Annotated in this window: 23 protein-coding genes; 15 read left to right on the top strand and 8 right to left on the bottom strand. The window is 69.8% G+C overall.

Annotated features, from left to right (window positions below):
* The 6 genes from VM306_RS32515 to VM306_RS32490 form a co-directional block, all read left to right on the top strand.
* Positions 1 to 814: HAMP domain-containing sensor histidine kinase (locus VM306_RS32515; protein WP_325521649.1), on the top strand; the 814-nt coding region annotated here is incomplete at its 5' end.
* A 101-nt stretch (positions 815 to 915) separates the two neighbouring features.
* The gene (sepH, locus tag VM306_RS32510; RefSeq protein WP_325521647.1) at positions 916 to 1863 is read left to right on the top strand and encodes a septation protein SepH; all 948 of its coding nucleotides are present in this window, start codon (positions 916 to 918) and stop codon (positions 1861 to 1863) included.
* Between the two features lie 16 nt (positions 1864 to 1879).
* Positions 1880 to 2245 carry a hypothetical protein gene (locus VM306_RS32505; RefSeq protein ID WP_325521645.1) on the top strand — a complete coding sequence of 122 codons (366 nt, stop codon included), beginning with the start codon at positions 1880 to 1882 and terminating at the stop codon, positions 2243 to 2245.
* 42 nt (positions 2246 to 2287) lie between these two features.
* The gene (locus VM306_RS32500) at positions 2288 to 2695 is read left to right on the top strand and encodes a hypothetical protein (protein WP_325521643.1); all 408 of its coding nucleotides are present in this window, start codon (positions 2288 to 2290) and stop codon (positions 2693 to 2695) included.
* Positions 2692 to 3210 carry a hypothetical protein gene (locus VM306_RS32495; protein ID WP_325521641.1) on the top strand — a complete coding sequence of 173 codons (519 nt, stop codon included), beginning with the start codon at positions 2692 to 2694 and terminating at the stop codon, positions 3208 to 3210. Before VM306_RS32500 ends, VM306_RS32495 begins: the two co-directional genes overlap by 4 nt.
* Positions 3176 to 3598, top strand: coding sequence for a hypothetical protein (locus VM306_RS32490; RefSeq protein WP_325521640.1), 423 nt, complete (start codon positions 3176 to 3178; stop codon positions 3596 to 3598). Before VM306_RS32495 ends, VM306_RS32490 begins: the two co-directional genes overlap by 35 nt.
* Here the strand turns inward: VM306_RS32490 and VM306_RS32485 are convergent.
* On the bottom strand, positions 3579 to 3809 hold the full coding sequence (locus tag VM306_RS32485) for a hypothetical protein (protein ID WP_325521638.1): 231 nt from the start codon (positions 3807 to 3809) through the stop codon (positions 3579 to 3581). The genes VM306_RS32490 and VM306_RS32485 overlap by 20 nt on opposite strands.
* Before the next feature lie 155 nt (positions 3810 to 3964).
* On the opposite strand from VM306_RS32485, the gene VM306_RS32480 reads away from it, so the two are divergent.
* The 3 genes from VM306_RS32480 (at position 3965) to VM306_RS32470 (ending at position 8511) form a co-directional block, all read left to right on the top strand.
* A complete protein-coding gene (locus tag VM306_RS32480) occupies positions 3965 to 5707 on the top strand; it encodes an ABC transporter ATP-binding protein (RefSeq protein WP_325521637.1) in 1743 nt (580 codons plus the stop codon).
* Entirely contained in the window at positions 5704 to 7551 is a 1848-nt protein-coding gene (locus VM306_RS32475) for an ABC transporter ATP-binding protein (RefSeq protein ID WP_325521635.1), read from the top strand. The genes VM306_RS32480 and VM306_RS32475 overlap by 4 nt, the downstream gene beginning before the upstream one ends.
* Positions 7552 to 7905: 354 nt before the next feature.
* Positions 7906 to 8511: a DUF2537 domain-containing protein gene (locus VM306_RS32470; protein ID WP_325521634.1), complete on the top strand. Its 606-nt coding sequence runs from the start codon at positions 7906 to 7908 to the stop codon at positions 8509 to 8511.
* Here VM306_RS32470 and VM306_RS32465 read toward each other — a convergent pair.
* Positions 8508 to 9299 carry an RNA methyltransferase gene (locus VM306_RS32465; RefSeq protein WP_325521632.1) on the bottom strand — a complete coding sequence of 264 codons (792 nt, stop codon included), beginning with the start codon at positions 9297 to 9299 and terminating at the stop codon, positions 8508 to 8510. The two genes, VM306_RS32470 and VM306_RS32465, sit on opposite strands and share 4 nt — an antisense overlap.
* 206 nt (positions 9300 to 9505) lie before the next feature.
* Between VM306_RS32465 and VM306_RS32460 the strand changes: the two genes are divergently transcribed.
* On the top strand, positions 9506 to 11002 hold the full coding sequence (locus VM306_RS32460; protein ID WP_325521630.1) for a glutamate--cysteine ligase: 1497 nt from the start codon (positions 9506 to 9508) through the stop codon (positions 11000 to 11002).
* 72 nt (positions 11003 to 11074) lie between these two features.
* Here the strand turns inward: VM306_RS32460 and VM306_RS32455 are convergent, their stop codons facing one another.
* The 4 genes from VM306_RS32455 to VM306_RS32440 form a co-directional block, all read right to left on the bottom strand.
* Positions 11075 to 11485, bottom strand: a complete 411-nt coding sequence (locus VM306_RS32455; protein ID WP_325521628.1) for a hypothetical protein — start codon at positions 11483 to 11485, stop codon at positions 11075 to 11077.
* Entirely contained in the window at positions 11482 to 13134 is a 1653-nt protein-coding gene (locus VM306_RS32450; protein ID WP_325521626.1) for an ABC-F family ATP-binding cassette domain-containing protein, read from the bottom strand. Before VM306_RS32450 ends, VM306_RS32455 begins: the two co-directional genes overlap by 4 nt.
* A gap of 220 nt (positions 13135 to 13354) precedes the next feature.
* Positions 13355 to 14119, bottom strand: a complete 765-nt coding sequence (locus VM306_RS32445; RefSeq protein ID WP_325521624.1) for an ABC transporter permease — start codon at positions 14117 to 14119, stop codon at positions 13355 to 13357.
* A 6-nt stretch (positions 14120 to 14125) separates the two neighbouring features.
* The gene (locus VM306_RS32440; RefSeq protein ID WP_325521622.1) at positions 14126 to 14389 is read right to left on the bottom strand and encodes a DUF2530 domain-containing protein; all 264 of its coding nucleotides are present in this window, start codon (positions 14387 to 14389) and stop codon (positions 14126 to 14128) included.
* A gap of 17 nt (positions 14390 to 14406) precedes the next feature.
* On the opposite strand from VM306_RS32440, the gene VM306_RS32435 reads away from it, so the two are divergent.
* From VM306_RS32435 to VM306_RS32425, 3 genes are all read left to right on the top strand, one after another.
* The gene (locus tag VM306_RS32435; RefSeq protein ID WP_325521620.1) at positions 14407 to 15840 is read left to right on the top strand and encodes an NCS2 family permease; all 1434 of its coding nucleotides are present in this window, start codon (positions 14407 to 14409) and stop codon (positions 15838 to 15840) included.
* 40 nt (positions 15841 to 15880) lie between these two features.
* Positions 15881 to 16306: a MarR family transcriptional regulator gene (locus tag VM306_RS32430; protein WP_325521617.1), complete on the top strand. Its 426-nt coding sequence runs from the start codon at positions 15881 to 15883 to the stop codon at positions 16304 to 16306.
* A 133-nt stretch (positions 16307 to 16439) separates the two neighbouring features.
* Positions 16440 to 17627 carry an MFS transporter gene (locus VM306_RS32425; RefSeq protein ID WP_325521657.1) on the top strand — a complete coding sequence of 396 codons (1188 nt, stop codon included), beginning with the start codon at positions 16440 to 16442 and terminating at the stop codon, positions 17625 to 17627.
* A 23-nt stretch (positions 17628 to 17650) separates the two neighbouring features.
* On the opposite strand, the gene VM306_RS32420 is transcribed toward VM306_RS32425, so the two are convergent.
* Both VM306_RS32420 and VM306_RS32415 read right to left on the bottom strand, forming a co-directional pair.
* Positions 17651 to 20425 (bottom strand): sacsin N-terminal ATP-binding-like domain-containing protein, encoded by a 2775-nt coding sequence (locus VM306_RS32420; protein ID WP_325521616.1) that lies wholly within the window; start codon positions 20423 to 20425, stop codon positions 17651 to 17653.
* Complete coding sequence (locus tag VM306_RS32415) at positions 20422 to 21150, bottom strand: DUF3027 domain-containing protein (protein WP_325521614.1); 729 nt, start codon at positions 21148 to 21150, stop codon at positions 20422 to 20424. Before VM306_RS32415 ends, VM306_RS32420 begins: the two co-directional genes overlap by 4 nt.
* 93 nt (positions 21151 to 21243) lie before the next feature.
* Between VM306_RS32415 and VM306_RS32410 the strand changes: the two genes are divergently transcribed.
* Positions 21244 to 21960 carry a glutaminyl-peptide cyclotransferase gene (locus VM306_RS32410; protein WP_325521655.1) on the top strand — a complete coding sequence of 239 codons (717 nt, stop codon included), beginning with the start codon at positions 21244 to 21246 and terminating at the stop codon, positions 21958 to 21960.
* 3 nt (positions 21961 to 21963) lie between these two features.
* Positions 21964 to 23478: an MFS transporter gene (locus VM306_RS32405; protein WP_325521612.1), complete on the top strand. Its 1515-nt coding sequence runs from the start codon at positions 21964 to 21966 to the stop codon at positions 23476 to 23478.
* Positions 23479 to 23485: the final 7 nt, after the last annotated feature.

The raw sequence follows: 23485 nt of genomic DNA, 5'->3' as shown, positions 1-23485 counted from the left end.
GCTGGCGCCGCTGCACTCGATCACCACGACCGCGCACCGGCTGGAGGCGGAACGCCTGGACCAGCGCATCGAGCTGGACGGGCCGCCGGACGAGCTCAAGGAGCTCGCGGACACCTTCGACGGCATGCTCGACCGGCTCGCCTCGTCGTTCGACAGCCAGAAGCGGTTCGTCGCGAACGCCTCGCACGAGCTGCGCACACCGCTGGCCGTCCAGCGGACGTTGATCGAGGTGGCGCTGGCCGCACCGGACGCGTCCGACGAGGTGCGCCGCCTCGGAACACACCTGCTCGACACGAACGAGCGAAGCGAGAAGCTCATCGACGGGCTGTTGCTGCTCGCTCGCAGTGACCGCGGGCTCGCCACGCGTGAGCTCGTCTGGCTCGACGAGGTCGTCGACGACGAAGTGGAGTCGTGCGCGGCTCTCGCCGCCGAGAAAAACGTCACGTTTGCAGTTCAGACTCGCAGGTATCTGGTGGACGGCGATCCGGTCCTACTCGCCCAGCTCGTCGGCAACCTGTTGCGCAACGCCGTCCTCTACAACACCCCTGGCGGCTCCGTCTCGGTACGGCTTGATCAAGAACTCGTCGTCACCAACACCGGTCCCACCGTGCCTGCCCAGGCAGTACCCGGGTTGTTCGAGCCCTTCCGCCGGCTCCGCGACCGCACCGGGACCGCCGGATCGGGCCTCGGACTGTCGATCGTGCAGTCCGTCGCGAGGGCTCACCAGGGCTCGGCGAGGGCTCGCCCGAACGGGGGAGGCGGGCTGGTGGTCCAGGTGAACCTTCCGGAAACGGGAGTGCGACAGGCCTCGTGAACTGGCAAGATCACGTAGAGATATCGGCGAGCCTCCCACCCGCGGACGGCTCGTTGTCCTAACGTTGTCTGCTGGCGAGGTGCGAATTCAGGGAGGCCACGATGCGAGCGCTGCGAGTCATCGGGCTCGACGAGGACGGCAAGTCCGTCATCCTCGAGGACCCCGAAAACCGCGGCGAGCGCTTCACGCTCCCCGCTGACGAGCGCCTGCGGGCGGCCCTGCGCGGTGATCTCGCGCGCCTCGGCCAGATGCAGATCGAGTCCGGTGAGGCCCAGATGCGGCCGCGGGAGATCCAGGCCCGCATCCGCTCCGGCGAGTCCATCGAGCAGGTCGCGGAGGCCTCCGGCATGCCGGCGAACCGCATCGAGCGCTTCGCCTACCCCGTGCTCCTGGAGCGCTCGCGCACGGCCGACCTGGCCCAGCGCGCGCACCCGGTCCGCGAGGACGGCCCGGACGTGCAGACGCTCGGTGAGGTCGTCGCGCACTCGTTCGGCCTGCGCGGCCACGACCTGTCCGACACCAAGTGGGACTCGTGGCGCGGTGACGACGGCCGCTGGATCGTGCAGCTGCACTGGATGACCGGGCGTTCGGACAACCGCGCGCACTGGGCGTTCCACCCTGGCGCGCAGGGCGGCACGGTGACGGCGCTCGACGACGTCGCGGTCGACCTGATGGACCCGAACCCGAACCGGACGCTCCGCACGGTGCGCCCGGTGACGCAGCTCGCGCGGCAGGCGCTGGAGGCGACCCCGGTCCTTCCCGCGACCGTGCCCGTGCTCGAGGAGCCGGCACCCGTGCCGGTTCCCGCCCAGGCACCGCCGCCCGCGCCGGCGCCCGTCGCGGCGGAGAAGCCGGTGCAGGTCCCGGTCCAGGAGAAGCAGCCGGAACCGGAGCCCGCACCTGTCCCCGCCGCACCGCCGGTCAAGGAGCAGGAGCCCGCCGCGGAGAAGCCGGTCCGCAAGGACCCTCCTCCGAAGCGGGGGAAGAAGAACCACCCCATCGTCCCGTCGTGGGAGGACGTTTTACTCGGCGTGCGGTCGAACCGCTGAGTGAGGCGCTGACGCCGTGGGACGTCGTGTCGCGCTGGCTGCCGGAGTGGGTGCACTCCTCGGGCTGGCCTGGTGGGGAATGTTCGAGCTCATCTCCTCCGGGACCGTCTGCACGTTCGACGACTGGGGCTGTCTCGGCACCTTCGTGACGGCCGTACCGGTCTTCGCGGTGGTGGCGGCGGTCCTGGCCGGGATCGCGCTGCGTTCGCTGGGCGAGTCGCGGGCATGGCTGGTGGCCGTGCCCGCGACCCTCATGGCCGTGGTGGCGATGGTGCTCCTGCTCGCGGTGCCGTGGACGGGGTTTCTGGTGTTCGCGGCGCTGTTCGCGCTGATCGCCGTGCTCACGTCGGCCCGCGGTGAAGGTGCTGTGGAGGGTTCGTGAAGACCGACCTGGTGCGGGCCCTGATCCGGTAGTTCTTCACCCATGTTGTTGCGCACTGTCGTCGGAGCCGTCGCCGGAGCGGTGGCGGGCGCCGGGTTCCTGTCCACCTCCGGTGTGGCGGTGCGGTACTGCAACGGCGGTCCCGGCCGTGCCGGGTGCGGCGGGTTCCTCGTGCTGGTCCCGCCGAACCTCGTGCTCTGGATCTTCGTGGCCGGAGCCGCCGTGCTCGCCGGTTTCCGGTTCCTGCGGCAACGGCACGGCTGGTGGGTGACGGGGGTGGGCGGTGCGTTGTGGATCCTGCTGGTCGTGGCGGTCTACCACGTGACGTACACGTATCTCGACCTGTACCAGGCGGAACGCGGACCGGTCATCTCGGCGGCGACGGTGGTCGCCGCGAGCCTCGCCTTCGCGGTGGCCGCGCTGTGCATCGGCCGCGGGAGGACGGCGTGAACGCGTCCGCTCGTGCGGTTCTCGCGGTCTTCGCCGGTCTGGGCGGCGCCGTGGCGATCTTCCTCCTGTTCGTGTCCGGGGTCACCCACCCCTGCCTCGCGGCGAGCCTGCGGCCCTGGGACGACATCGAGTGCGAGGAGCGTGCCGCTGGCATCGTCGACGTGCTGCTGCCCACGGTGCCGGTGGGCGGCCTGGTGGTGGTGGCGTTGCTGCACGTCTGGCTGCTCAAGATGGTCAGGCAGCCCCGGCCGTGGTCGGTGGTGGTTCCCGGCGTGCTGCTGGTCGTCGCGCTGGAGGCGGTGGCCGCGAGCATCCACTGGGGCAGCGACCGGGAGCTCCTCGTCCTCCTCCCGATCCCCGCGGCGGTCCTCACGGCGGCGTTCGCACTGGCCGGTGTGGTCACGGGGTTCGGACCGTGGTGGGCGGTCCTGGGGGACCGCGCCTTGGCCCTCGTGGCGCCCGCTCGTTACCGTGGCAGGCGTGACCGAACAGAGCACCGCGGGCAAGACGGGTAAGGCGGGCCGCCGGCTGCTGTTCCGGGTCGTGCTGTCGACGGCCGTCGGAGCAGGACTCGTGCTCGGCTGGACCTGGGCGTACGAGTCGGGCTTCCTGAAGTCGTGGCTCGACAGCACGTCGATGTCGACGTTCCTGCTGCTCGTGCTGATCGGGTTGCCGCTCGCGCTGGTGTCGTCTCTTGTGCTGGCCGGGCCGATCCTGTGGGTCTTCGGGGTGCGGCCGGTGTGGCCGATCATCGTGCTCGGACCGGTCGTGCTGGGGATCGGGCTCTACTTCAAGGTGCACGAGCCCGCGACGGCGTGGTTCACGAACCGGCACCACGCCGAGGCGTTGCTCGCGGCCGTCGCCTACGGGCTCGTCGCACTGGTCACCTTCCGGAAGGCGTAGGGACCTCGTCCAGCAGGTTCAGGTCCCAGCCCTCGCTCTCGCACCAGTCCTCGGCCTCCTCGCGGGAGACGGACGTGGCGTGCCGCGGTCTCGGGCCCGGCAGGTGGTCCCAGCCGTCGGGGGCCAGCACGTAGCTCGCCCCGTCACGGGTGGCGATGAGCCGTCCGTGTGGAAACGCCATCGTCTGCTCGGTCCGCAGATACCGCGTCATGGTCGTAATCGTGCCCTTGACCTCGACCTAAGTCGAGGCAGCACGCTCCGGAGGAGAAAAACCGGATGCTGAGCACGGGTCTTCCTTCGTAGTTTGGAGGTGACCTGGAGGGGGCTCGTCGCGTGGGCGATCAACGTAACTCGACAATCAGGACCTTGCGGAGGTTGTGGCCGTACGTGCGGCCGCACCGCGCACGGATGGCTGTCGTGCTGGCGGCGACGATGCTCGCGATGCTGTGCGGTCTCGGCATCCCGCTGCTCACGCAGCGCATCGTCGACGGTCCGATCCAGAACGGGGAGACCGCGGTCCTGCCGTGGCTGATCCTGGGCGTGCTGGCGCTCGGGCTCAGCGAGGCGGCGTTGTTCTACATCCGGCGCAAGGTCGTCGCCAGACCGGCGGCGGAGGTCGAGGCGCGCATGCGGTTCGACCTGTACCAGCGGCTGCAGCGGCTGCCGGTGTCGTTCCACGACCGGTGGCAGTCCGGCCAGCTGCTGTCCCGTGCGACCAACGACCTCACGACCGTGCGCCGGTTCGTGGCGTTCGCGGTCATCTTCCTGATCGTGAACACCCTGGTCGTGCTGATCGGGCTGGGGATCATCGCCGCGCTCTCGCCGTGGCTCGTGGTCGTGTCGCTGTGCGGCGCGCTGCCGTTGATCATCATCTCGTTCTTCTTCGAGTCGAGGTTCAAGGTCGTCGCACGCAGGGCGCAGGACCAGTCGGGCGACCTGACGACCACGGTCGAGGAGTCGGCGCTCGGCATCCGGGTGCTCAAGGCGTTCGGGCGCGGGCCTGAGCTGTCGAAGCGGTTCCTGGCGCAGGCGCGGGAGCTGCGGTCGACCGAGCTGAACAAGATCTCGATCCTGGCCGCGCTGTGGTCGGTGCTGATCGTGTTCCCGGAGCTGTCGATCGCGGGCATGCTCGGCGTCGGCGCGATCGGCATCGTGGACGGCACGATGACGGTCGGCACGCTCGTCGCGGCGGTCGCGGTGAGCGCCTACCTGCGCTGGCCGACCGACTCCATCGGCTGGCTGCTGGCCGAGACGAACCAGGCCGCCTCCGCGCTGGAGCGCTACTGGGAGGTCATCGACTCCCCCGTGACGATCACCAGCCCCGACTCGCCCGTGCCGCTGCCCGCGCCGCTGCGCGGGCACGTCCGCTTCGAGGGCGTGCGGTTCGCGTTCGAGGACGGCCGCGAGGTGCTGAAGGGCATCGACCTCGACCTGCGGCCCGGCGAGACCGTGGCGCTGGTCGGCGCGACCGGTTCCGGCAAGACGACGCTGACCGCGCTGGTGCCGCGGCTGGCCGACGTGACGGCGGGCCGGATCACGATCGACGGCGTCGACGTGCGGGACCTCTCGCTGGAGGACCTGCGGACGGTGGTCGGCACGGCGTTCGAGGAACCCGTGCTGTTCTCCGCGTCGGTCACCGAGAACGTGGCGCTGGGCGTGCCCGACGTCGACGAGGAACGGGTGCGCGAGGCGTTGCGGGTGGCGAGGGCCGAGGAGTTCGTGGACCAGCTGCCGTGGGGACTCGCGACCCGCATCGGCGAGCAGGGCCTGTCGCTGTCCGGCGGTCAGCGGCAACGGCTGGCGCTCGCGCGTGCCGTCGTCGGCAGGCCGGCCGTGCTGGTGCTGGACGACCCGCTGTCGGCGCTGGACGTCCACACCGAGGCCGAGGTGGAGGCGGCGCTGCGCCGGGTGCTGCGCGGCGTCACGGCGCTGGTCGTGGCGCACCGGCCGTCGACCGTGCAGCTGGCCGACCGCGTCGCGATGCTCGTCGACGGCAGGATCGCCGCGTTCGGCTCGCACCGGGAGCTGTTGGACAACAACGAGGAGTACCGGCGTCTGCTGTCCAGTGCGGACGCCGACGACAAGGTGGAAGAGGAGGTGGCGTCGTGAGCTCGGCAGCGGTGACCCAGCCGGTGGCTGAGGAAGAGGAGTGGCGCGGCGTCGCCGCCGAGGAGATCGACGAGATCTCGCACCAGACGGGCCTGCGCCTGCAGGCGCGCTCGCGCAAGCTCCTGGGCTCGTTGCTGCGCCCGCACGTCGGCCGCACGTCGCTGGCGATCGCCGCGGTGGTCGGCGGCAACCTCGCGAACCTCGCGGGGCCGCTGCTGATCGCCGCCGCGATCGACAGGGGCATCCCGGCCGCGGTCGGCGGCAGCGCGTCGATCCTGGTGTGGTGCGTGGCCGGCTACGCGGTCTGCGCGGGGCTGACGACGTTCCTGCGCTGGGCGTTCCTGCGGGTCTCCGGCCGCGTGGGCCAGGACCTGCTCCTGGACCTGCGCGGGCGGATCTTCCGGCACTCGCAGCGGCTGTCGGTGGGCTTCCACGAGTCCTACACGTCCGGCAAGGTCATCGCGCGGCTGACGAGCGACGTCGACGCGTTGCAGGACCTGCTGGAGGAGGGCCTCGACAGCCTGTTCAACGCGGCGTTGTCCGTGGCGGGCATCGCGGTGATCCTGTTCTGGCTCGACGCCCCGCTGGCGACGGTCGTGGTCGCGGGCTTCATCCCGGCGTACGTCATCTGGCGCTGGTTCCGCCGCCGCTCGATGGACGCGTACCGGGGAACGCGCGGCGCGATCGTGAAGATCATCGTGCAGTTCGTGGAGTCGATGAACGGCATCCGCGCGGTGCAGGCGTTCCGCCGCCAGCCCCGCAACGAGCAGATCATGACGGGCTTCAACGGCCAGTTCCGCGACGCGAACACCGACGCGCTGGGCGTGATGGCCGCGTTCGTCGCCACGATCCGCGTGATCGGCAACGTGTCGCTGGCCGCGGTGCTGGCCTGGGGCGCCTACCGCGTCACGGGCGGCTCGCTGGAGCTGGGCGTGCTGGCGGCGTTCACGCTGTACCTGCGCCGCTTCTACGACCCGTTCGACGAGCTGGCGATGTTCGCGAACTCGTACTCCTCGGCCACGGCGGCGCTGGAGAAGATCTCCGGCCTGCTGGAGGAGCAGCCGTCCGTCCAGGAACCGGAGTCGCCGGTGGCCCTGCCGCACGCGCGGGGCGCGATCCGCTTCTCCGAGGTCGAGTTCCGCTACCCCGGGACGTCCCGGCAGGTGCTCCCCCGGTTCTCGCTGGACGTGCCCGCGGGCCAGACGGTGGCGCTGGTCGGCGCGACCGGCGCCGGCAAGACCACGCTGGCGAAGCTCGTGGCCCGGTTCTACGACGCGTCGTCGGGCTCGGTGCAGCTGGACGGCGTCGACCTGCGGTCGGTGGCGGACGAGGACCTGCGCCGGGCCGTGGTGATGGTGACGCAGGAGAACTTCCTGTTCTCCGGCTCCGTGGCCGACAACATCGCGCTGGGCCGCCCGTCGGCGTCGCGTGCCGAGGTCGAGGCCGCGGCGGCCGAGGTGGGGGCGCACGAGTTCATCCGCGCACTGCCCGACGGGTACGACACCGACGTCCGCAAGCGAGGCGGGCGCCTGTCCGCGGGGCAGCGGCAGATGGTGGCGTTCGCACGGGCGTTTCTCGCAGATCCCGCCGTGCTGGTCCTGGATGAGGCAACATCGTCACTGGACGTGCCCACCGAACGCGCCGTGCAGGCAGCGCTGGAGACAGTGCTGGCCGACCGGACGGCGTTCATCATCGCCCACCGCCTGTCGACGGTCCTGATCGCGGACCGCGTGCTGGTGCTCGATGGTGGCATTGTGGTGGAGGACGGCTCCCCTGAGGAGCTGATCGGTGAGCGGGGCCGGTTCGCCGCCCTGCACACGGCCTGGCGCGACTCGCTCGCGTAGGCCTGTGGTCGCGTTCGCGCCAATGGGGATCTGGCGCGAACGCGACCTCACGACGTTGGGTGCGGGTTCCAGCGGAGGGGTCACCGGCCGTGCGAATGGTCGCCTTGCGTGCTTGGGCGCGCAGGCAGTGTCGACGCGTGGGGTTCATCGCCGCTTCGCGTCGATAGCGATTGGGCCACACCGCTCACCGGCGGTTCACAAGGCTGTCCGGCTCGCTTCGCATCGCCCTCGGGCGTACCCCGCAGGTGTGCTTGGTGGTGGTTGCTTCGCGTTGGTCCACGAGGCAAGCCGATGTCCCGATCTTCCCCGGTCCGATAGGTTCTCCGCGAGACTCGGGAGACCTAGGAGGGGTTCGTGGAGTTGCGAGTCCGGGACGGCCGCGCCGTGCTCGCCGGGGAGGACGAGTCCGGTGAGCGCGAGGTCGACCCGCACAGCCTGCCCCTTGGTGCTGATCTTGCCGAGGCGTTGCACGAGTGGGCCCAGGTCGCCGATGCCGTGGTGCGCACCGAGACGCCTGCCGACGGGGTGGCCAGTGCGCTGGTCGCTCGGCGCGGCAAGCAGCTCGCGGGCAGGATCGCGGCCGTCATGAACGCGCCTGTTCAGTACACCGACCCGGTCAGCGGGGAGCTGATCAGCGTCGACGCGCCTGAGGTGGCGGTCAAGGTGCAGGTCGAGGACCTCGCGCAGGAGGAAGCGGAGCTGGAGCCCACGCCTTGGGGTACCGGGCTCACGGTCAGCTTCATCACCGCCGCGATCGTCGCTGTGACCGTGGTGTCGTTGTCGTTGGGGCTGGGGGAGACCAGTCCGTGGCTGGCGCTCGTGGCGAACGTGCTGGTGGTCGGTGGGCTCGCGCCCAGCGTGTGGCTCGGGCGCAACGTGCCGGTGTGGCGGTGGGTTGCTTACGGCGTGGTCACCGGTGTGGTGGTGGCCTGGCTGTCGTTGATCCTCACGTTGCTCTAGAGCAGGGCGTAGAACGCCACGGCGCCTGCTGTGGCTACGTTGAGCGAGTCGACGCCGGACGACATCGGGATTCGCACGGCCAGGTCTGCCGCGTCGATCGCCTCGTCGGTCAGGCCCGGGCCCTCCGAGCCCAGGAGGACTGCCACTCGGCGGCCTCGCAGATTGGCGTCTGCGAGATGCAGGGCGGTGGGGCGCGGGGTCAGAGCGGCAACTGTGAACCCCTTGTGCCGCAGGATGTTCAGCGCTGCGGGCCACTCTTCCGTGGTAGCGAACGGCACGCGCAGGACGTGGCCCATCGAGACGCGCACGCTGCGCCGGTACAGCGGGTCGCTGCAGCCGGGGCCCAGGACCACTCCGTCGACGCCCAGGGCGGCGGCGTTGCGGAAGATCGAGCCCAGGTTCTCGTGGTCGCCCACGCCTTCCAGCACGGCCAGACGCGTGGAGCGGTCGGCCAGCTCCTCGAACGGCACCGCGGGGGCCCTGCCGGCCGCGGCCAGTACACCCCGGTTCAAGTGGAACCCCACGACCGACGCCATAACCTCCGCTGAGGTCACGTAAGCGGGAACGTCCAGGTCAGAAAGGTCCAGCGCCTCGATCCTCCGCCGCACCCCGAGCAGCCCGCGCACCGGGTACGGCGAAGCCAGCAGACGTTCCACGACCACGACACCCTCGGCGATCACGAGACCGCGCCCTCCCGGGCGGTCGGGCCTGCGGTCGGCCGTCGAGAGGTCGCGGAAGTCGTCCAGCCGCGCGTCCGCCGGGTCGTCGATCTCGATCACCTTCGCCACGCCGGAAGTTTCGCACCCCGGTGGCGGGGAACAGGCGGGTAGTCCGAAGGGCGGAGCCGCACGCGTCCGACCAGCGGATGATCGCTGGTTGTCACATCAAGGTGACGGAGAGCACCGATTTGGGCGATGGAAAGGATGTTTCGCCTGTGTCACGTTGAGCGTTCCGCCTGCCCGCGCCCACCGGCGCCGAGCGAAGGGGTAGCGGCATGGGAAGCGAAGTGTCCAGCCGCACGTTCACCAGAGACGATCGCCAGCGTTATCGCGAGAAGATGCAGCGGAGTCTCGACGCACTGGCCACGATGCTGGCCGAAGACACCTTCTCCTTTCCCCGTCGGCAGATGGGACTCGAGATCGAGCTCAACCTCGTCGACGACGCGATGCGTCCGGCGATGGCGAACTCGGAGGTGCTCGAGAAGATCGACGACCCCTCCTACACGCTCGAACTGGGACAGCAGAACCTGGAGATCAACGTCCCGCCGCGCGAGCTGGCGGGGGGTGAGATGCTTGGCCTGGAAGAGGAACTGCGCGCCTCGCTCGACTACGCCGACTCCAAGGCCCACGACGTCGGCGCCAACCTCGCCATGATCGGCCTGCTGCCCACGTTGCGGGAGCGGCACTTCGACCGCAGGTGGCTCTCCGAGAGCCCGCGGTACGCACTGCTCAACGACACCATCTTCGCCGCCCGCGGCGAGGAGATGGTGCTGCGCATGGAAGGCTCTGCGATGCCGGGCAAGGGGCCGGAGAAGCTCCTGAGCTACGCGGAGTCGATCCTCCCCGAGGCCGCGTGCACGTCGGTGCAGCTGCACCTGCAGGTCGAGCCCACGCACTTCGCCTCCCACTGGAACGCCGCGCAGTGCCTGGCGGGGGTCCAGGTCGCCATCGCCGCGAACTCCGCCTTCCTGCTGGGGAAGGCGCTCTGGCACGAGACGCGCATCCCGTTGTTCGAGCAGGCCACCGACACCCGCCCGGACGAGCTGAAGAACCAGGGCGTCCGGCCGCGCGTGTGGTTCGGTGAACGCTGGATCACGTCGATCTTCGACCTGTTCGAGGAGAACGTGCGCTACTTCCCCAGCCTGCTGCCCGAAACCGACGACGAGGACCCGTTGGAGGTGCTCGAAGCCGGTGGCGCGCCTCGTCTTTCGGAGCTGCGCCTGCACAACGGCACGATCTGGCGCTGGAACAGGCCCGTCTACGACGTGGTGGACGGCGTGCCGCACCTGCGCGTCGAGAACCGCGTCCTGCCCGCCGGGCCGACGGTGCTCGACACGATGGCCAACGCGGCCTTCTTCTACGGCGCCCAGCGAGCGCTCGCCTCCCAAGAACGTCCACTGTGGACTCAGATGTCGTTCCAGGCGGCGGAGGAGAACCTCTACACCGGTGCACGGCACGGCATGAACGCGCAGTTGTACTGGCCGGGAATCGGCTGGATCCCGCCGGACGAGCTGGTGCTGCGCCGGCTCCTGCCGATGGCGCACGACGGCCTGCGCGACTGCGGCGTCTCCGACGAGGCCCGCGAGCGCTACCTCGGCGTGATCGAACAGCGCTGCCTCGCGCGGCGCACGGGATCGTCGTGGCAACGGGAAACCGTTGCACTGCTGGAGGATCGCGGCCTGTCGAGGGACGCGGCCCTGTCGGGGATGCTCAAGCGGTACATGGAGCTCATGCACGCGGGCGAACCCGTGCACACCTGGCACGTCGGCTGAGACGCGACTTCTCCCGGACGACTCGGGCAGGCCGGCGTCAACGGCGCCGCCGGCCTCCTCATCGCCGACGCCCTAGCGGCGGCGTCCGGACTTCAGCGGCGCCACGTCGGCACCGTCGTGCGAGATCCGGCACTCGTCGGGCGTCACGGCCTCGACCGCCAGCGTCAGCTCTCCCTTCACGCCCGTGTAGATCGACTCGCCGCGCGAGGCGAGCGACGCGTGCACGCGGTTCGAGTCGGTGAAGTCGCGCTCGTCCTTCACGCGCTTCTTGCCTGTCTCCTCCGGACGGGTGGCGCTGCGGAGGTTGACCTCCAGCCACGCCGCCACCTCCGCGGGTGAGGTGAGCACTTCCTCAGGGGTGCGCTCGAGCCGGACCTGCCGAGGAGAGGCGTGGTCGAGCGACGTGTGCTCCACGTAGGCGTGCCAGTGGGTGTTGCGCAGTGACCAGGTCTGTTCGACCGGCCAGTCCTCCTCGGTGGTCATGACTCATATCTTCCACCCTTCACGTGAGGAAACGTGAGGAGGTCACCGACGTTGATCTCGTGATCCACCCGCACGGCGGAAGCGAGCCTCCGATCGTGCGTGACCAGCAACAACGTTCCTTCGTAGTTCTCCAGCGCCTGTTCCAGCTGTTCGATCGCCGGCAGATCCAGATGATTCGTGGGTTCGTCCAGGACCAAACAAGTCGTGCCGCGCGCCTGGAGCAACGCGAGCCCCGCGCGCGTCCGTTCCCCCGGCGAGAGCTCGCGGGCCGGGCGCAGCACGGTGTCCGCGCCGAGCCGGAACTTCGCCAGCAACGTGCGCACCTCGACGTCCTGCAGCCCGGTCGCATCGGCCACGATCCGCAACGCCGACGTGTCCGAGGCGAACTCGGCCCGCAGCTGGTCGACCTCGCCGACCACGACGCCCGGCCCGATCGAGCGTTCGCCCGAGACCAGCGGGATGCGCCCGAGCAGCGCGCCGAGCAACGTCGACTTGCCGGAGCCGTTCGGACCGCTGATCCGCCACCGCTCGCCCGCGCCGATCGTGAGGTCGGCCGGCCCGAGAGTCACGTCGCCACGGCTGACCACGGCCTGCCGCAACGTGAACGCGACGGAGCTGCCCCGCCCGGCCGACGGCAGGGTCAGCCGCAGCTGCCACGCCTCGCGCGGCTCCTCGACCTCCTCCAGCCTGGCCAGCTGACGGTCCACAACGGACGCTTTCGCGCTGAGGTTCTCCGCCGACTGCGTGCGGCCCGCGCGGACGTTCTTGTCCGGCTCGTCCCTGCGCGCCTTGGCACTGCCCGCCCGGTGCACGCCCTGCCGCGACCACTCCTTGACCTGCCGGCTGCGCTGCGTCAGCGAGTCGCGCTTGGCCGCGTACGCGTCGTACTCCTCCTGCGCGCGACGGCCCGCGTTCGCCTTCTCCTCGGCGTAGGCCTCCCAGCCTCCGCCGAACACGGTGATCCGGTGCGAGAACTCGTCGAGCTCGGCGATCGCGGTCGTGGTGCGCGCCAGGAACTCCCGGTCGTGACTCACCATGACGATCGCGCCCGGATATCCGGCGACGTGGGACTCCAGGAGGTCGAGACCGCTGGTGTCGAGGTCGTTCGTCGGCTCGTCGAGCAGCAGCACGTCCGCTCGCGTCAGCAGCACCGCCGCGAGCCGCAGCCGCGCCTGCTGCCCACCGGACAGCTCGTCGGACGCACGTCCGTCGAGCAGGTCGGCGGGCAGGCCGAGCCGGTCGCAGACGGCGTCCGCGCGTTCGTCGAAGTCACCGGCACCGATCGCGGTCCAGTGGTCGAACGCCTCCGGGTAGTCCTGCCCGCCACCCTCGCCGAGCGCCTCCGCGGCCTCCTGCAGCCACCGCTCGGCCTCGGCGACGCCGGTGCGGCGCGCGAGGTGGTCGCGCAACGACTCGCCGGAGCGGTGGTGGGTCTCCTGGGTCAGGTGCGCGACCGTCCCGGAGCGTGAGACCGATCCGGTCTCCGGCAGCAGCTCACCGGCCAGCAGGCGGAGCAACGTGGACTTGCCGACGCCGTTGGGCGCGATCAGGCCGACGCGGTCACCAGGTGAAACATCGAGATCAACCTCCGAGATCACGGTCCTCGGACCGAACGACAGCGAAATGTTCCTGGCTGTCAGCGCGGACACGCTTCGAAGTTACGACACTCCGCAACTGGTTTACGAGTTGCACCACAGCAAGCACCACGCCGCCCACGTGAAGGTCGCGGCCCTGACCCGGTTCCCGCGACTCCGGCAGAGGATGCTCCGACAAGCGCCCGCCGGACACGACGAGGCCCCCGCTCTGCCCGGAGCGGGGGCCTCGTCCGTTCCCGAACTGACTGCCGCTCCCACCACGAAGCGACGAGACTTAGGTTAGCCTAACTTCGATATCTGGGGAAGTCCTCCTGATCAAACCCCTCGCGACCAGTTCGACGACGGTGGAGACGGCGGCGGCCTCGACGGCCAGCAGCGCCAGGAGCACCACGATCTGGAGCGCCCCCGCCTGCCAGACCGGAGCACCTCCGAGCAGCATCCCGACGAACGCGCCCGGCAGGGTGACCAGGCCGACGGTCCGCGTCTGGTCGAGTGGAGGCACCAGCGCCTCCGCGGCGGGCTGGCGGATGATCAGGCGGACCGCCGTGGGTTCCACGAAGCCCAGCGCGAGCGCGGCCTCGTACTCGCCCTTGCGGTCCTGGAGCGTGTCGAGCGCTCGTCGCGCGGAGAGCGTGGTGGCGGTCATGGCACCGCCGATCAGGATGCCGCCGACCGGGATCAGGGCGATGCCCCGGACCGGCAGCAGGCCGATGACGATCAGCAGGCCGAGCGCGGGCACCGTGCCGATCAGGATCGCCACCGCCACCCAGACGCCGCCCCTGCCGGCTCCGGTGCGCCTCGCCGAGGTCGCGGTGGCGACGACGGCCATCAGGACGAGGAAGGCGCCGGTGAGGCCGAGGTGGCTCAGGACGAACGTGATCACGGCGGAGACGGCCGCGAGTTGCAGGACGGCGCGGACCGCCGCCTTGAGGAACGGTTTCGGGGTGGTGAGGCCGGTGAACCACGTGATCGCGCAGGCCGCCCCGGTGAAGAGCGCGCAGACGATCAGCAGCCGCACCCAGTCGGCAACCAGGACCATGCTCGGCTACGCGTCGTCGAGGCCCTGCTGAGCGGTGCGTGACCCTCGCCTCGCGGCCCGGCGTTGCCAGTAGAACACTCCGTATCCGATGATCCCGAGCAGACCGCCGGACAGAGTCGTCCAGAGCAGCGTGCTGTTCGAGCGGTCGGCCACGAGAACGACCAGAAAACCGAGGAACCACAGCGCGGTACCACCCAGCACGACCGGCACGGGATCGGCCAGCCGGTGCGGCAACGGCGGCGGGTGCGGGGCGGAGTCGCGTTCGGACACATCGGTAAGGAGAGCAGATGCTGGACGGGTTCTTCAAGATTTCCGAACGCGGGTCCACCGTGTCGCGTGAAGTGCGCGGCGGTGTCGTGACGTTCTTCACGATGGCCTACATCGTCGTGCTGAACCCGCTGATCATCGGCAGCTTCGCGCCGACGGGTCCCGGCGCGCACCCCGACGTGCTGGGCGACATCCTCCCCGTCGGCCAGGTCGCCGCCGTGACGGCGCTGGTCGCCGGCGTGATGACGATCCTCTTCGGACTGATCGCGAACTACCCGTTCGCGCTGGCCACGGGCCTGGGCATCAACTCGTTCGTCGCGGTCTCGGTCGCCGCCAAGGTCTCGTGGCCGGAGGCGATGGGCCTCGTCCTGGTCAACGGCCTTGTCGTGCTCCTGCTGGTCGTCACGGGCGTGCGGACCGCGGTCTTCAACGCCGTGCCGAACGAGCTCAAGGCCGCGATCGCGGTCGGCATCGGCCTCTTCATCACCTTCATCGGCCTGGTCGACGCCGGGTTCGTCCGCCGCCTGCCGGACGCCGCGAACACCACCGTCCCGGTCGGGCTCGGCATCAACGGGTCGATCGCGAGCTGGCCGACGCTGGTGTTCGTCGTCGGACTCGTGGTCACGGGCGTGCTGTTCGCTCGGAAGGTCAAGGGCGCGATCCTCATCGGCATCGTCGCGACGGCGATCTTCGCCATCGTCCTCGAGGCGATCGTCAAGGCAGGCCCGTCCGCGGGCGTCAACGCCAAGGGCTGGAACCTCGGCTACCCCGCGCTGCCCGACCAGGTCTTCGGCGTGCCGGACCTGTCGCTGCTCGGCGACGTGTCGTTCGGCGCCTGGACGCGGCTCCCGGCCCTGACCGCGGCGTTGATCGTCTTCACGCTGGTCCTGACCGACTTCTTCGACACCGTCGGCACCATGACCGGCCTCGGCAAGGAGGCGGACCTCATCGACGAGGACGGCCAGCTGCCGAACGTCAGCAAGGCCCTGTTCGTCGACGGCCTGGGAGCCGTGGCCGGCGGCGCCGCGTCGAGCTCGTCGAACACCGTCTACATCGAGTCGGCCTCCGGCATCGCGGAGGGCGCGCGCACGGGCCTGGCCAACGTCGTGACCGGCATCCTCTTCCTCCTGGCGATGTTCTTCACTCCGCTCTACGAGGTCGTGCCGATCGAGGCGGCCGCACCGGCGCTGGTGATCGTCGGCGCGTTGATGATGATGCAGATCCGCGACATCGACTTCACCGACTTCACCATCGCGCTGCCCGCGTTCCTCACGATCGTCGTCATGCCGTTCACCTACTCGATCGCGAACGGCATCGGCGCGGGCTTCGTCAGCTACGTCCTGTTGAAGGCCCTGACCGGCAAGGCGCGGGCCGTCCACCCCCTGATGTGGATCGTGGCGGCCGCTTTCGTCGTCTACTTCGCGCTGGCCCCGATCCAGGCCCTGCTGACCTGACCTTTCGGCAGGAAACTATTTCGTGAGGTATGCTAACTACGTGGCGCACGATCAGCACGGACTGGCGAGCAGGCTGAGGCTCGCCGTCGTCCGTCTCAACCGTCGCCTGCGGGCACAGCGCACCAACTCGGCGGTGTCGCTCACGCAGGTGTCCGCGCTGTCCACACTGCACAAGTGCGGACCGCTGACGCCAGGAGAGCTGGCGTCGAAGGAAGGCGTGCAGCCGCCGTCGATGACAAGGGTGATAGCAGCCCTGGAGGAGTTCGGCTTCGCCACGCGCAGCCCGCACCCCACCGACGGCCGTCAAGCCATCGTCGAGCTGACCGATGAAGGCTCGTCGTACCTGCAGGACGAGATCACGGCCCGCGAAGCGTGGCTGGACAAGCGACTCGCGGAACTGACCCACGACGACCGGGAACTGCTCTCGCGCGCAGCGGAAATCATCGACAGGATGGCGGGGCAGTAAGGACGTGTCGGGTTACGCGGGTAGTGGAGCAGACACTTCGCCACCTCGTCGTACCGGAATGTTCGGTTCGTTAGGCATATACAACTATCGCCTCTACGCCTCAGGCCAGATCATCTCGCTGGTAGGCGTGTGGATGCAGCGCGTGGCCCAGGACTGGCTGGTCCTGGAGCTGTCGAACGGCTCCCCCATGGCCCTGGGCATAGCCGCGTCACTGCAGTTCCTCCCGGTCCTGCTGCTCTCGATGTGGGGCGGCGTCCTGGCGGACCGCATGGACAAGCGCAAACTGCTGCTCTGGCTGGAATCCGCACTGGGCGTCTGCGCCCTGGCACTGGGCCTGCTGGACGTGACAGGCGTAGTGGAACTCTGGCACGTCTACCTGCTGTGCCTGCTGTTAGGCGCCTTCTCGGCAGTGGAAACCCCAGTCCGCCAGTCCTTCGTAGTGGAAATGGTCGGCCGCGACCAGCTGACCAACGCCGTGGCCGTCAACTCGATGATGTTCAACCTGGCCCGCATCATCGGCCCGGCGATAGCAGGCGTCACGATCGTCGCCATAGGCACGGGCTGGGTCTTCCTGGCGAACGCCATCAGCTTCGTGGGCGTGGTGGGCGGCATCTGGCTGATGCGAACGACCCAGCTGCAACGCTCCGACCCCCTTCCCCGCGAAAAGGGCCAGCTGCTCTCGGGCCTCCGCTACGTCCGCAGCCGCCCGGACCTGCTGACGGTCATGCTCCTGGTCTTCTTCATCGCCACCTTCGGCATGAACTTCTACATGACCCTGGCAATCATGGCCCGCAACGTCTTCGGAGGCGACGCAGACGCCTACGGCCTGCTGTCCACGCTCATCGCCGTGGGCACCTTGGCCGGAGCAGCCTGGGCAGCAAAGCGAAAAACACCGAGAATGAGCGTGTTCATCGGCTCAGGAATCATCTTCGGCATCCTGGAAATCATCTCCGGCACGATGCCCACGATGATCCTCACCGGCCTGATGATGATCCCGGTGGGCATAGCGATGATGACCTTCACGACCACAGCGAACACCACCATCCAACTGGCCGTGGAACCAGAGATGCGCGGCAGGGTGATGGGCATCTACATGCTGGTCTTCCTGGGCGGCAACCCGGTGGGCGGCCCACTGATGGGCTGGCTGGGAGAAATCAACGGCCGAGCACCGATCATCATCGGCGGAGCGGTGTCGACGGTGGTGACGCTGACAGCGTGGATCATCCTGACGCGACGTGGGGACATCGCGAGGCCACGGTTGCGCAAGACACGCCGGCAGGCCGTCGCGGAGCCCGGGGAAACGGTGGACGTGGCGGCCTGAGTCGTCAGGGCGCGGCCGAGCTGTCAGCCCAGCAGGGTCGCCGCCGTCGGTTCGGTGATCAGCGCGGCGAACGTGTGCCGGTCCTCCCACCGCTCCGTCACCCAAGCCAACGCCCGCGCAAGCCCCTCAGGCGTGTCAGAGGCATGAGGCACCCCATCAGCCATCCACCACTCAACCCGCTGCCCATCGACGACCAGCGACTCGTGCACCACGACGACGCCGCCGGGCAGCGGCACCTCGAGCAGTTCGCACGCCATCCGCACGGCCGCCAGGTCCTGCCACTGCACAACCTCACCAACATGATCAGGCGACCCGTCGAACTCCTCCGACGCCAGCGCCAGGTCCAGCAGGTCGGCCAGTTCCTCAGAGCCGTCGGCGAGCAGAACCCGAGAAGCAGGCACGACGCCGAGCAGCCACGGGTGGTCGAGCACAACAACGTCATCGGCCTCGACAACCGACCCGCTCAAAACCCGAACCCGCTCCGGCGGAGCGAAGTCCCCCTCGGGCAAAGCCGAGTAAGCCCGCAAGACCACAGCATCAGCGATGACCCGATCCGGATCCCCCAGCCGTTCAAGAACGAACTCGGCGTCATCATCGTCCAGGATCTCCAACCGAGACCGAACCCCGGCAGCCCGGAGAACATGCTCAGGCAGCCCCGAATCCGGAACGACGTCGAACAACCCGTCGAGCAGCGAAGCCTCAGCCAACCGGTACTCCCGAGGAGCCTTCCCAGCCAGCGAAGCATGCCGGGCGATCCACCACCCGGTGTACCCGTCAGGCTCGACAACAGCCCGCCAGGTGACAGGATCAGAAGCGAGCAACCGCAAAGCAGCCGGCCAGTCAGCCACCAGATCCAGATCCCGGACAGCGACCACACGAGAAGGCTCGTCAAGCCCAGAACCCCACCAGGCGGACTCATCGGCAAGGTCGTGATCAGGACCAGCAGGCTCGTCGTCGACCACCAACGAGAACCCGTCCACCACCCCGACAGCCACCAGAGCGGCACGCGGGTAGGACTCGACAACCTCCTTGGACAACAGCGGAAAAGCGTCAGCCTCGACGACACCGACCAACGGCGAGTCGGGCATCAACAGCTCATCGGCCCGATGCCACTCCCCGGAAGCATCAGGCAGAGCCAGGGCCCCAAGCCAAGGCTCTTCCCCAGAACGCACCCCAGCCCGATCAACCAGCCGAAGAACGGTCTCGATCAGATCCTCACCATCGAGCCCGGCCTCGGCATCCTCCACAGACCGCGCCACGTTCTCGCGCAGCTGCGGATCAGCCAGCAGCTCGGAAGCCCCGGCCTCGACAGCCCCGAGCCGAACCAGCAACGGATGCACGGCATCCGGATGCACGACCCGCAACCCGGGCAACGGCTCATCGGCGATCAAAGTCGTACGAGGCCCGGTGACGGTCCGACCGTCGGCCAACGGCACGGGCAACGACTGCAAGGCTTCACGAACGTCCGGATCCACCTCGGCGAGCGGCTCGAAGGCGGCGTACACCTCACGCCACCAGCCGGGATCACCGGAGACCTCGGCCAGTGCGGCAACGACCTCGGCGGTCGACACGCGCGGAACCTCCAGCGCCGCCAACGCCTTCGCGTGCACCGGCGCGGACAGCTCGGCGTCCAGCAGGCCGGGCAGGGCGTCCTCGACCAGGTCGACGAGCTCCTCGGACCCGACGTCCAGCACACGGGCCCGGGAAGGAGCGATCCACTCGCCGGAGGCCAGCGGCAGCCACTCGGCCGCGCGCAACGACCGCAGCACCGCGGTCCGCAGGCGGTCGTCCACTTCGGACAGCGGGAAGCCGGGCAACGGCACCAGGGCCGTCCGCTCCACGGCGGGAACCCGCGAGACCAGGGCGGGGTACAGCGCGGCGGCGGCGTCCAGCACCGCCCACGCGGCGGCCCCCGGCAGGATCCGGCGGCGAGACGGCTCGACCGGCAGGGTGGCGATCAACCGCGCGGGCAGCGACAGCCGCTCGTCGGTCGGGGTCGGCGCGTGCAGCACGTCCTCACCCAGGGGCGCGTCCAGCGGGTACGCCCACGAGACGGTCCACTGAGGACGTTGCTCGACGCCCTGGACCAGCTCGGCGGGCAGCTCGCCGACCTCGCGCTCGACCAGCCAGCGCGACGAGCCGACGGTGACCACGCCGTCCGCGGTGACGAAGCGCTCCCACGACTGGGAGCCCACCTCGACGCGGCGCAGACCCGGCAGCGCCAGCAGCAGGTCGGGGACCTCGGCGGCGAGGTCGTCCAGCGAGAGGTCGACCTTCAGCGGTAGCCGGACCTCGGTCGTGAAGCCCTCGGGCACCTCTTCGGCACACGGCCACACCAGCCGCAGCACCGGCACGTCACCACCGCGCTCGGAGGCCAGCTCCGGCACCTCGGCACGGGTCCGGGCGGCGGAGAACTGCACGCCACCCGACGTGGAGACGACCCGCGGTTCGTCGGTCACGGCCAGCACGGCCGCGAAACCGACGCCGAACTGGCCGACACCGGACTCCTTGGCGGAGGCCCGCAGCGACGCCAGCGCGGCGACACCGGCCTGCGTCAGCGGAGCGCCCGTGTTGGCCGCGCGCAGCTCACCGTCGACGAGGCTGATCCGCAGCACACCGGGCTCGGCTCCGGCCGCGTCCGCCGCGTTCTGGGCGAGCTCGACGAGCAGCCGGTCGCGGTAGCCGCCGAGGCGCAGGTCCTCCTCGGCGTTCGCGTCCTCGCGGAAGCGGGTGGGCGAACCGCGCCAGGCTGAGAGGACCGAGGTGCGCAGGGCCTCGGTCCCGAACGGGTCGGTCACTCCGAGACGTCCAGCTGCGCGTCGTCGTAGACCAGGTCGGCGACGGGCACCATCGGGCTGATGTCGACCTCGACCTGCGAGTGCGCGCCGCAGCCGTACTCGACGTGCACGACGTGGCCGTCGGCGGGCGCGATCTCGTTCGCGCACACGCCGAACGCCGCGCCGAACGCACCGGTGACGCGGGTGTAGAAGCCGCACGTGCCGCAGTGCGCGGGGGCGCTGCGGGCCATGTCGGAGTGGGGGCCGAAGTCGGAGTTCGCCCAGCGGTCCGCGGCGTCGAGGCGGCCCTCGCGGGACAGGACGCGGGTGCGGCCGAAGCCGATCTCCAGCGCCACCTCCTCGATCGCGGGGTCGTCGGACTGCACGTAGGCCTCGACCAGGCGCGGGTCGTCCTCCCGGGGTGGCATGAGGTCGCCGACACCGAGGTCGCCGGCACGGACGCGTTCGCTCCACGGCACCCACTCGGGCGCGACGAGCGCGTCCTGGCCCGGCAGCAGCACGACCTCGCTGACCGACACCGGGGTGCCCTCGCCCGCGTGGGCGACGGTCACGGCCCAGTTCCAGCCGCGGTAGCCCGCGTGCTCGGCCTCGAACAGGTGCGTGACGGAGTACTCGTCCTCACCGTGCACGCCGACGTGAGCGCCGACGCGTTCCACACCTGCCTCTTCCTCGGCGGCGGCGCGGGCGAGATCAACGGCGTCGAGGAGCATCTCTGTCGCGGTCACGGTTGAATTGTGCCGCAGGTCTTCGCCGGGACGAAAACTCGTGCCACCCTCGGTCGGGTGCGCTCACCCTCCTGGCTGGTCCTCGTCGCGGTCATGGCCGCCTGCTCAACGCAGCAGGAAACAAAACCGCAGGTAGAAGTCCTGCAAAAGATCCCGCACGATGCAAGTGCGTTCACCCAGGGGTTGGAACTCGTCGACGGCGTCCTCTACGAGGGGACCGGCCTGGAGGGTCAGTCGACGATGCGGGCGCTCGATCCGTCGAGCGGGAGCGTGCAGAAGCAGGTCGACCTGCCCCCCGACTTCTTCGGCGAGGGCATCACGGTCGTCGGCGACACCATCTGGCAGATCACCTGGCGCAACGGCGTCGCGATCGAACGGGACCGCAGGACGCTGAACGAGCTCCGCCGCGTGAGCTACGAGGGCGAGGGCTGGGGCATCTGCGACGACGGCGGGCGGCTCGTCATGAGCGACGGCACCGCGAAGCTCACCTTCCGCGACCCCAGGACGTTCCAGGAGACCGGAAGCGTGCAGGTCACGCGCGGCGGCCAGCCTCTGACCGAGCTCAACGAGCTGGAGTGCGTCGGCGGCAAGATCTGGTCGAACGTGTGGAAGACCGACCAGATCGTCCGCATCGACCCGTCCACCGGCAAGGTGACGAACACCTACGACCTCGCCTCGCTCAAGCCCTCCGGCGACGTGGACGTGCTCAACGGCATCGCGCACATCCCCGGAACCGACGAGTTCCTGGTCACAGGCAAGAACTGGCCGACCATCTTCCGAGTGAGGTTCAACGGGATGGGGCAGGATTGACGTGTGACGGGCGACCGCGGGTGGAGTGACGAACCGGCTCCGAAGCGCTACCCGTGGCAGGACGACGAGTACCGGCCGCGGGAGCGCCGCGAGACCACGTCCGAACAGGGGTTCCAGCCTCCGCCCCGCCGGCCGCAGCAGACCCGTCCACTGCCCAACCAAGACCAGCAGACGACTCCGACGCCGAAGCCGCCGCGCAAGCTCACGGTCACGCGCGTCGCGTGGTTCCGCAGCAAGCAGCTCTCGCAGCAGGCGGTCGCGGCGTTCCGGCGCGCGGCCCGTGCCGACGGCGCCGGCAAGTCCGGTATGACGTCGGTCACCTACGCGGTGATGATGAACTACGCCGCCGACGCCGCGATGGCCGTGGCGCTGGCGAACACGTTGTTCTTCTCGGCCGCGTCCGCCGAGTCCAAGACCAAGGTCGCGCTCTACCTGCTGATCACGGTCGCGCCGTTCGCGCTGGTCGCGCCGGTGATCGGCCCGCTGCTGGACAAGGTCCAGCGCGGACGGCGGCTCGCACTGGCAGCGTCGTGCGTGCTGCGGGTCGTGCTGTCGGTCGTGATGGCGCTGAACTTCGACAACTGGCTGCTGTACCCGGCGGCGCTGGGCAGCATGGTCCTGTCCAAGTCCTTCACCGTGCTCAAGTCCGCGATCACCCCGCGCGTGCTGCCGCCGGAGATCACGCTGTCCAAGACCAACGCCCGCATGACCGTCTTCGGGCTGGCGGCGGGCGGGGTGTTCGGCGCGGTCGCCGCGGGCTTCGCGAACCTGTTCGGCTCGCCGGGCGCGCTGTGGTTCACGGCGGTGCTGTGCCTGGCGAACGCGTGGTTCTGCATGAAGATCCCGTCCTGGGTCGAGGTGACCGAGGGCGAGGTCCCGGCGACGCTGAGGGAGAGGCCCGCCAGGCACCGGGTGTCGCGGCACGTCGTGGTCTCGTTGTGGGGCAACGGTTCCATCCGCATGCTGACGGGGTTCCTGACGCTGTTCGCCGCCTTCGTGGTCCGCGCGCAGACCGAGGGCGACGCGGTGCGGCAGCTGCTGCTCCTCGGCGTGATCGCGGCCGCGGCCGGCGTCGGCAGCTTCCTCGGCAACGCGATCGGCGCCCGCCAGCAGTTCGCCAAGCCCGACGAGGTGGTCCTCGCCTGCGTCGGCACGGCGCTCGCCGCGACGGTCGTGGCCGCCGTGCTGCCGGGCCTGGTCACCGCCGCGGTCGTCGGCCTGCTCGGCGCCACGGCGTCGTCGCTGGCCAAGATCAGCCTGGACGCGGTGATCCAGGACGACCTGCCGGAGGAGTCGCGCGCGTCGGCGTTCGGCCGCTCCGAGACGATCCTGCAGCTCGCGTGGGTCTTCGGCGGCGCGCTGGGCGTGCTGCTGCCCCCGACGTTCTGGATCGGCTTCGTCGTGCTGTCCGCGTTGCTCGCGCTCGGCCTCACGCAGACGTGGATGTACCGCAACGGCACGTCGCTGCACCTGGTCGTGGCGAGACTCGTCCGCAGGCCCGCTCCTGCCACCCCGTAGGCTGCCT

This window comes from Lentzea sp. (genome assembly GCF_035525475.1).
Lineage (GTDB): Bacteria > Actinomycetota > Actinomycetes > Mycobacteriales > Pseudonocardiaceae > Lentzea.
The sequence above is the reverse complement of the archived record's forward strand: the minus strand, read 5'-3'. Positions and strand labels throughout refer to the sequence as shown.

Excerpts from the sequence above, each read along its gene's own strand:
- VM306_RS32445 (WP_325521624.1), bottom strand. The coding sequence starts at position 14,119 with ATGGTCCTGGTTGCCGACTGGGTGCGGCTGCTGATCGTCTGCGCGCTC.
- VM306_RS32455 (WP_325521628.1), bottom strand. The coding sequence starts at position 11,485 with ATGACCACCGAGGAGGACTGGCCGGTCGAACAGACCTGGTCACTGCGC.
- VM306_RS32425 (WP_325521657.1), top strand. The coding sequence starts at position 16,440 with ATGCAGCGCGTGGCCCAGGACTGGCTGGTCCTGGAGCTGTCGAACGGC.
- VM306_RS32410 (WP_325521655.1), top strand. The coding sequence starts at position 21,244 with ATGGCCGCCTGCTCAACGCAGCAGGAAACAAAACCGCAGGTAGAAGTC.
- VM306_RS32460 (WP_325521630.1), top strand. The coding sequence starts at position 9,506 with ATGGGAAGCGAAGTGTCCAGCCGCACGTTCACCAGAGACGATCGCCAG.
- VM306_RS32500 (WP_325521643.1), top strand. The coding sequence starts at position 2,288 with ATGTTGTTGCGCACTGTCGTCGGAGCCGTCGCCGGAGCGGTGGCGGGC.
- VM306_RS32485 (WP_325521638.1), bottom strand. The coding sequence starts at position 3,809 with ATGACGCGGTATCTGCGGACCGAGCAGACGATGGCGTTTCCACACGGA.
- VM306_RS32435 (WP_325521620.1), top strand. The coding sequence starts at position 14,407 with ATGCTGGACGGGTTCTTCAAGATTTCCGAACGCGGGTCCACCGTGTCG.
- sepH (WP_325521647.1), top strand. The coding sequence starts at position 916 with ATGCGAGCGCTGCGAGTCATCGGGCTCGACGAGGACGGCAAGTCCGTC.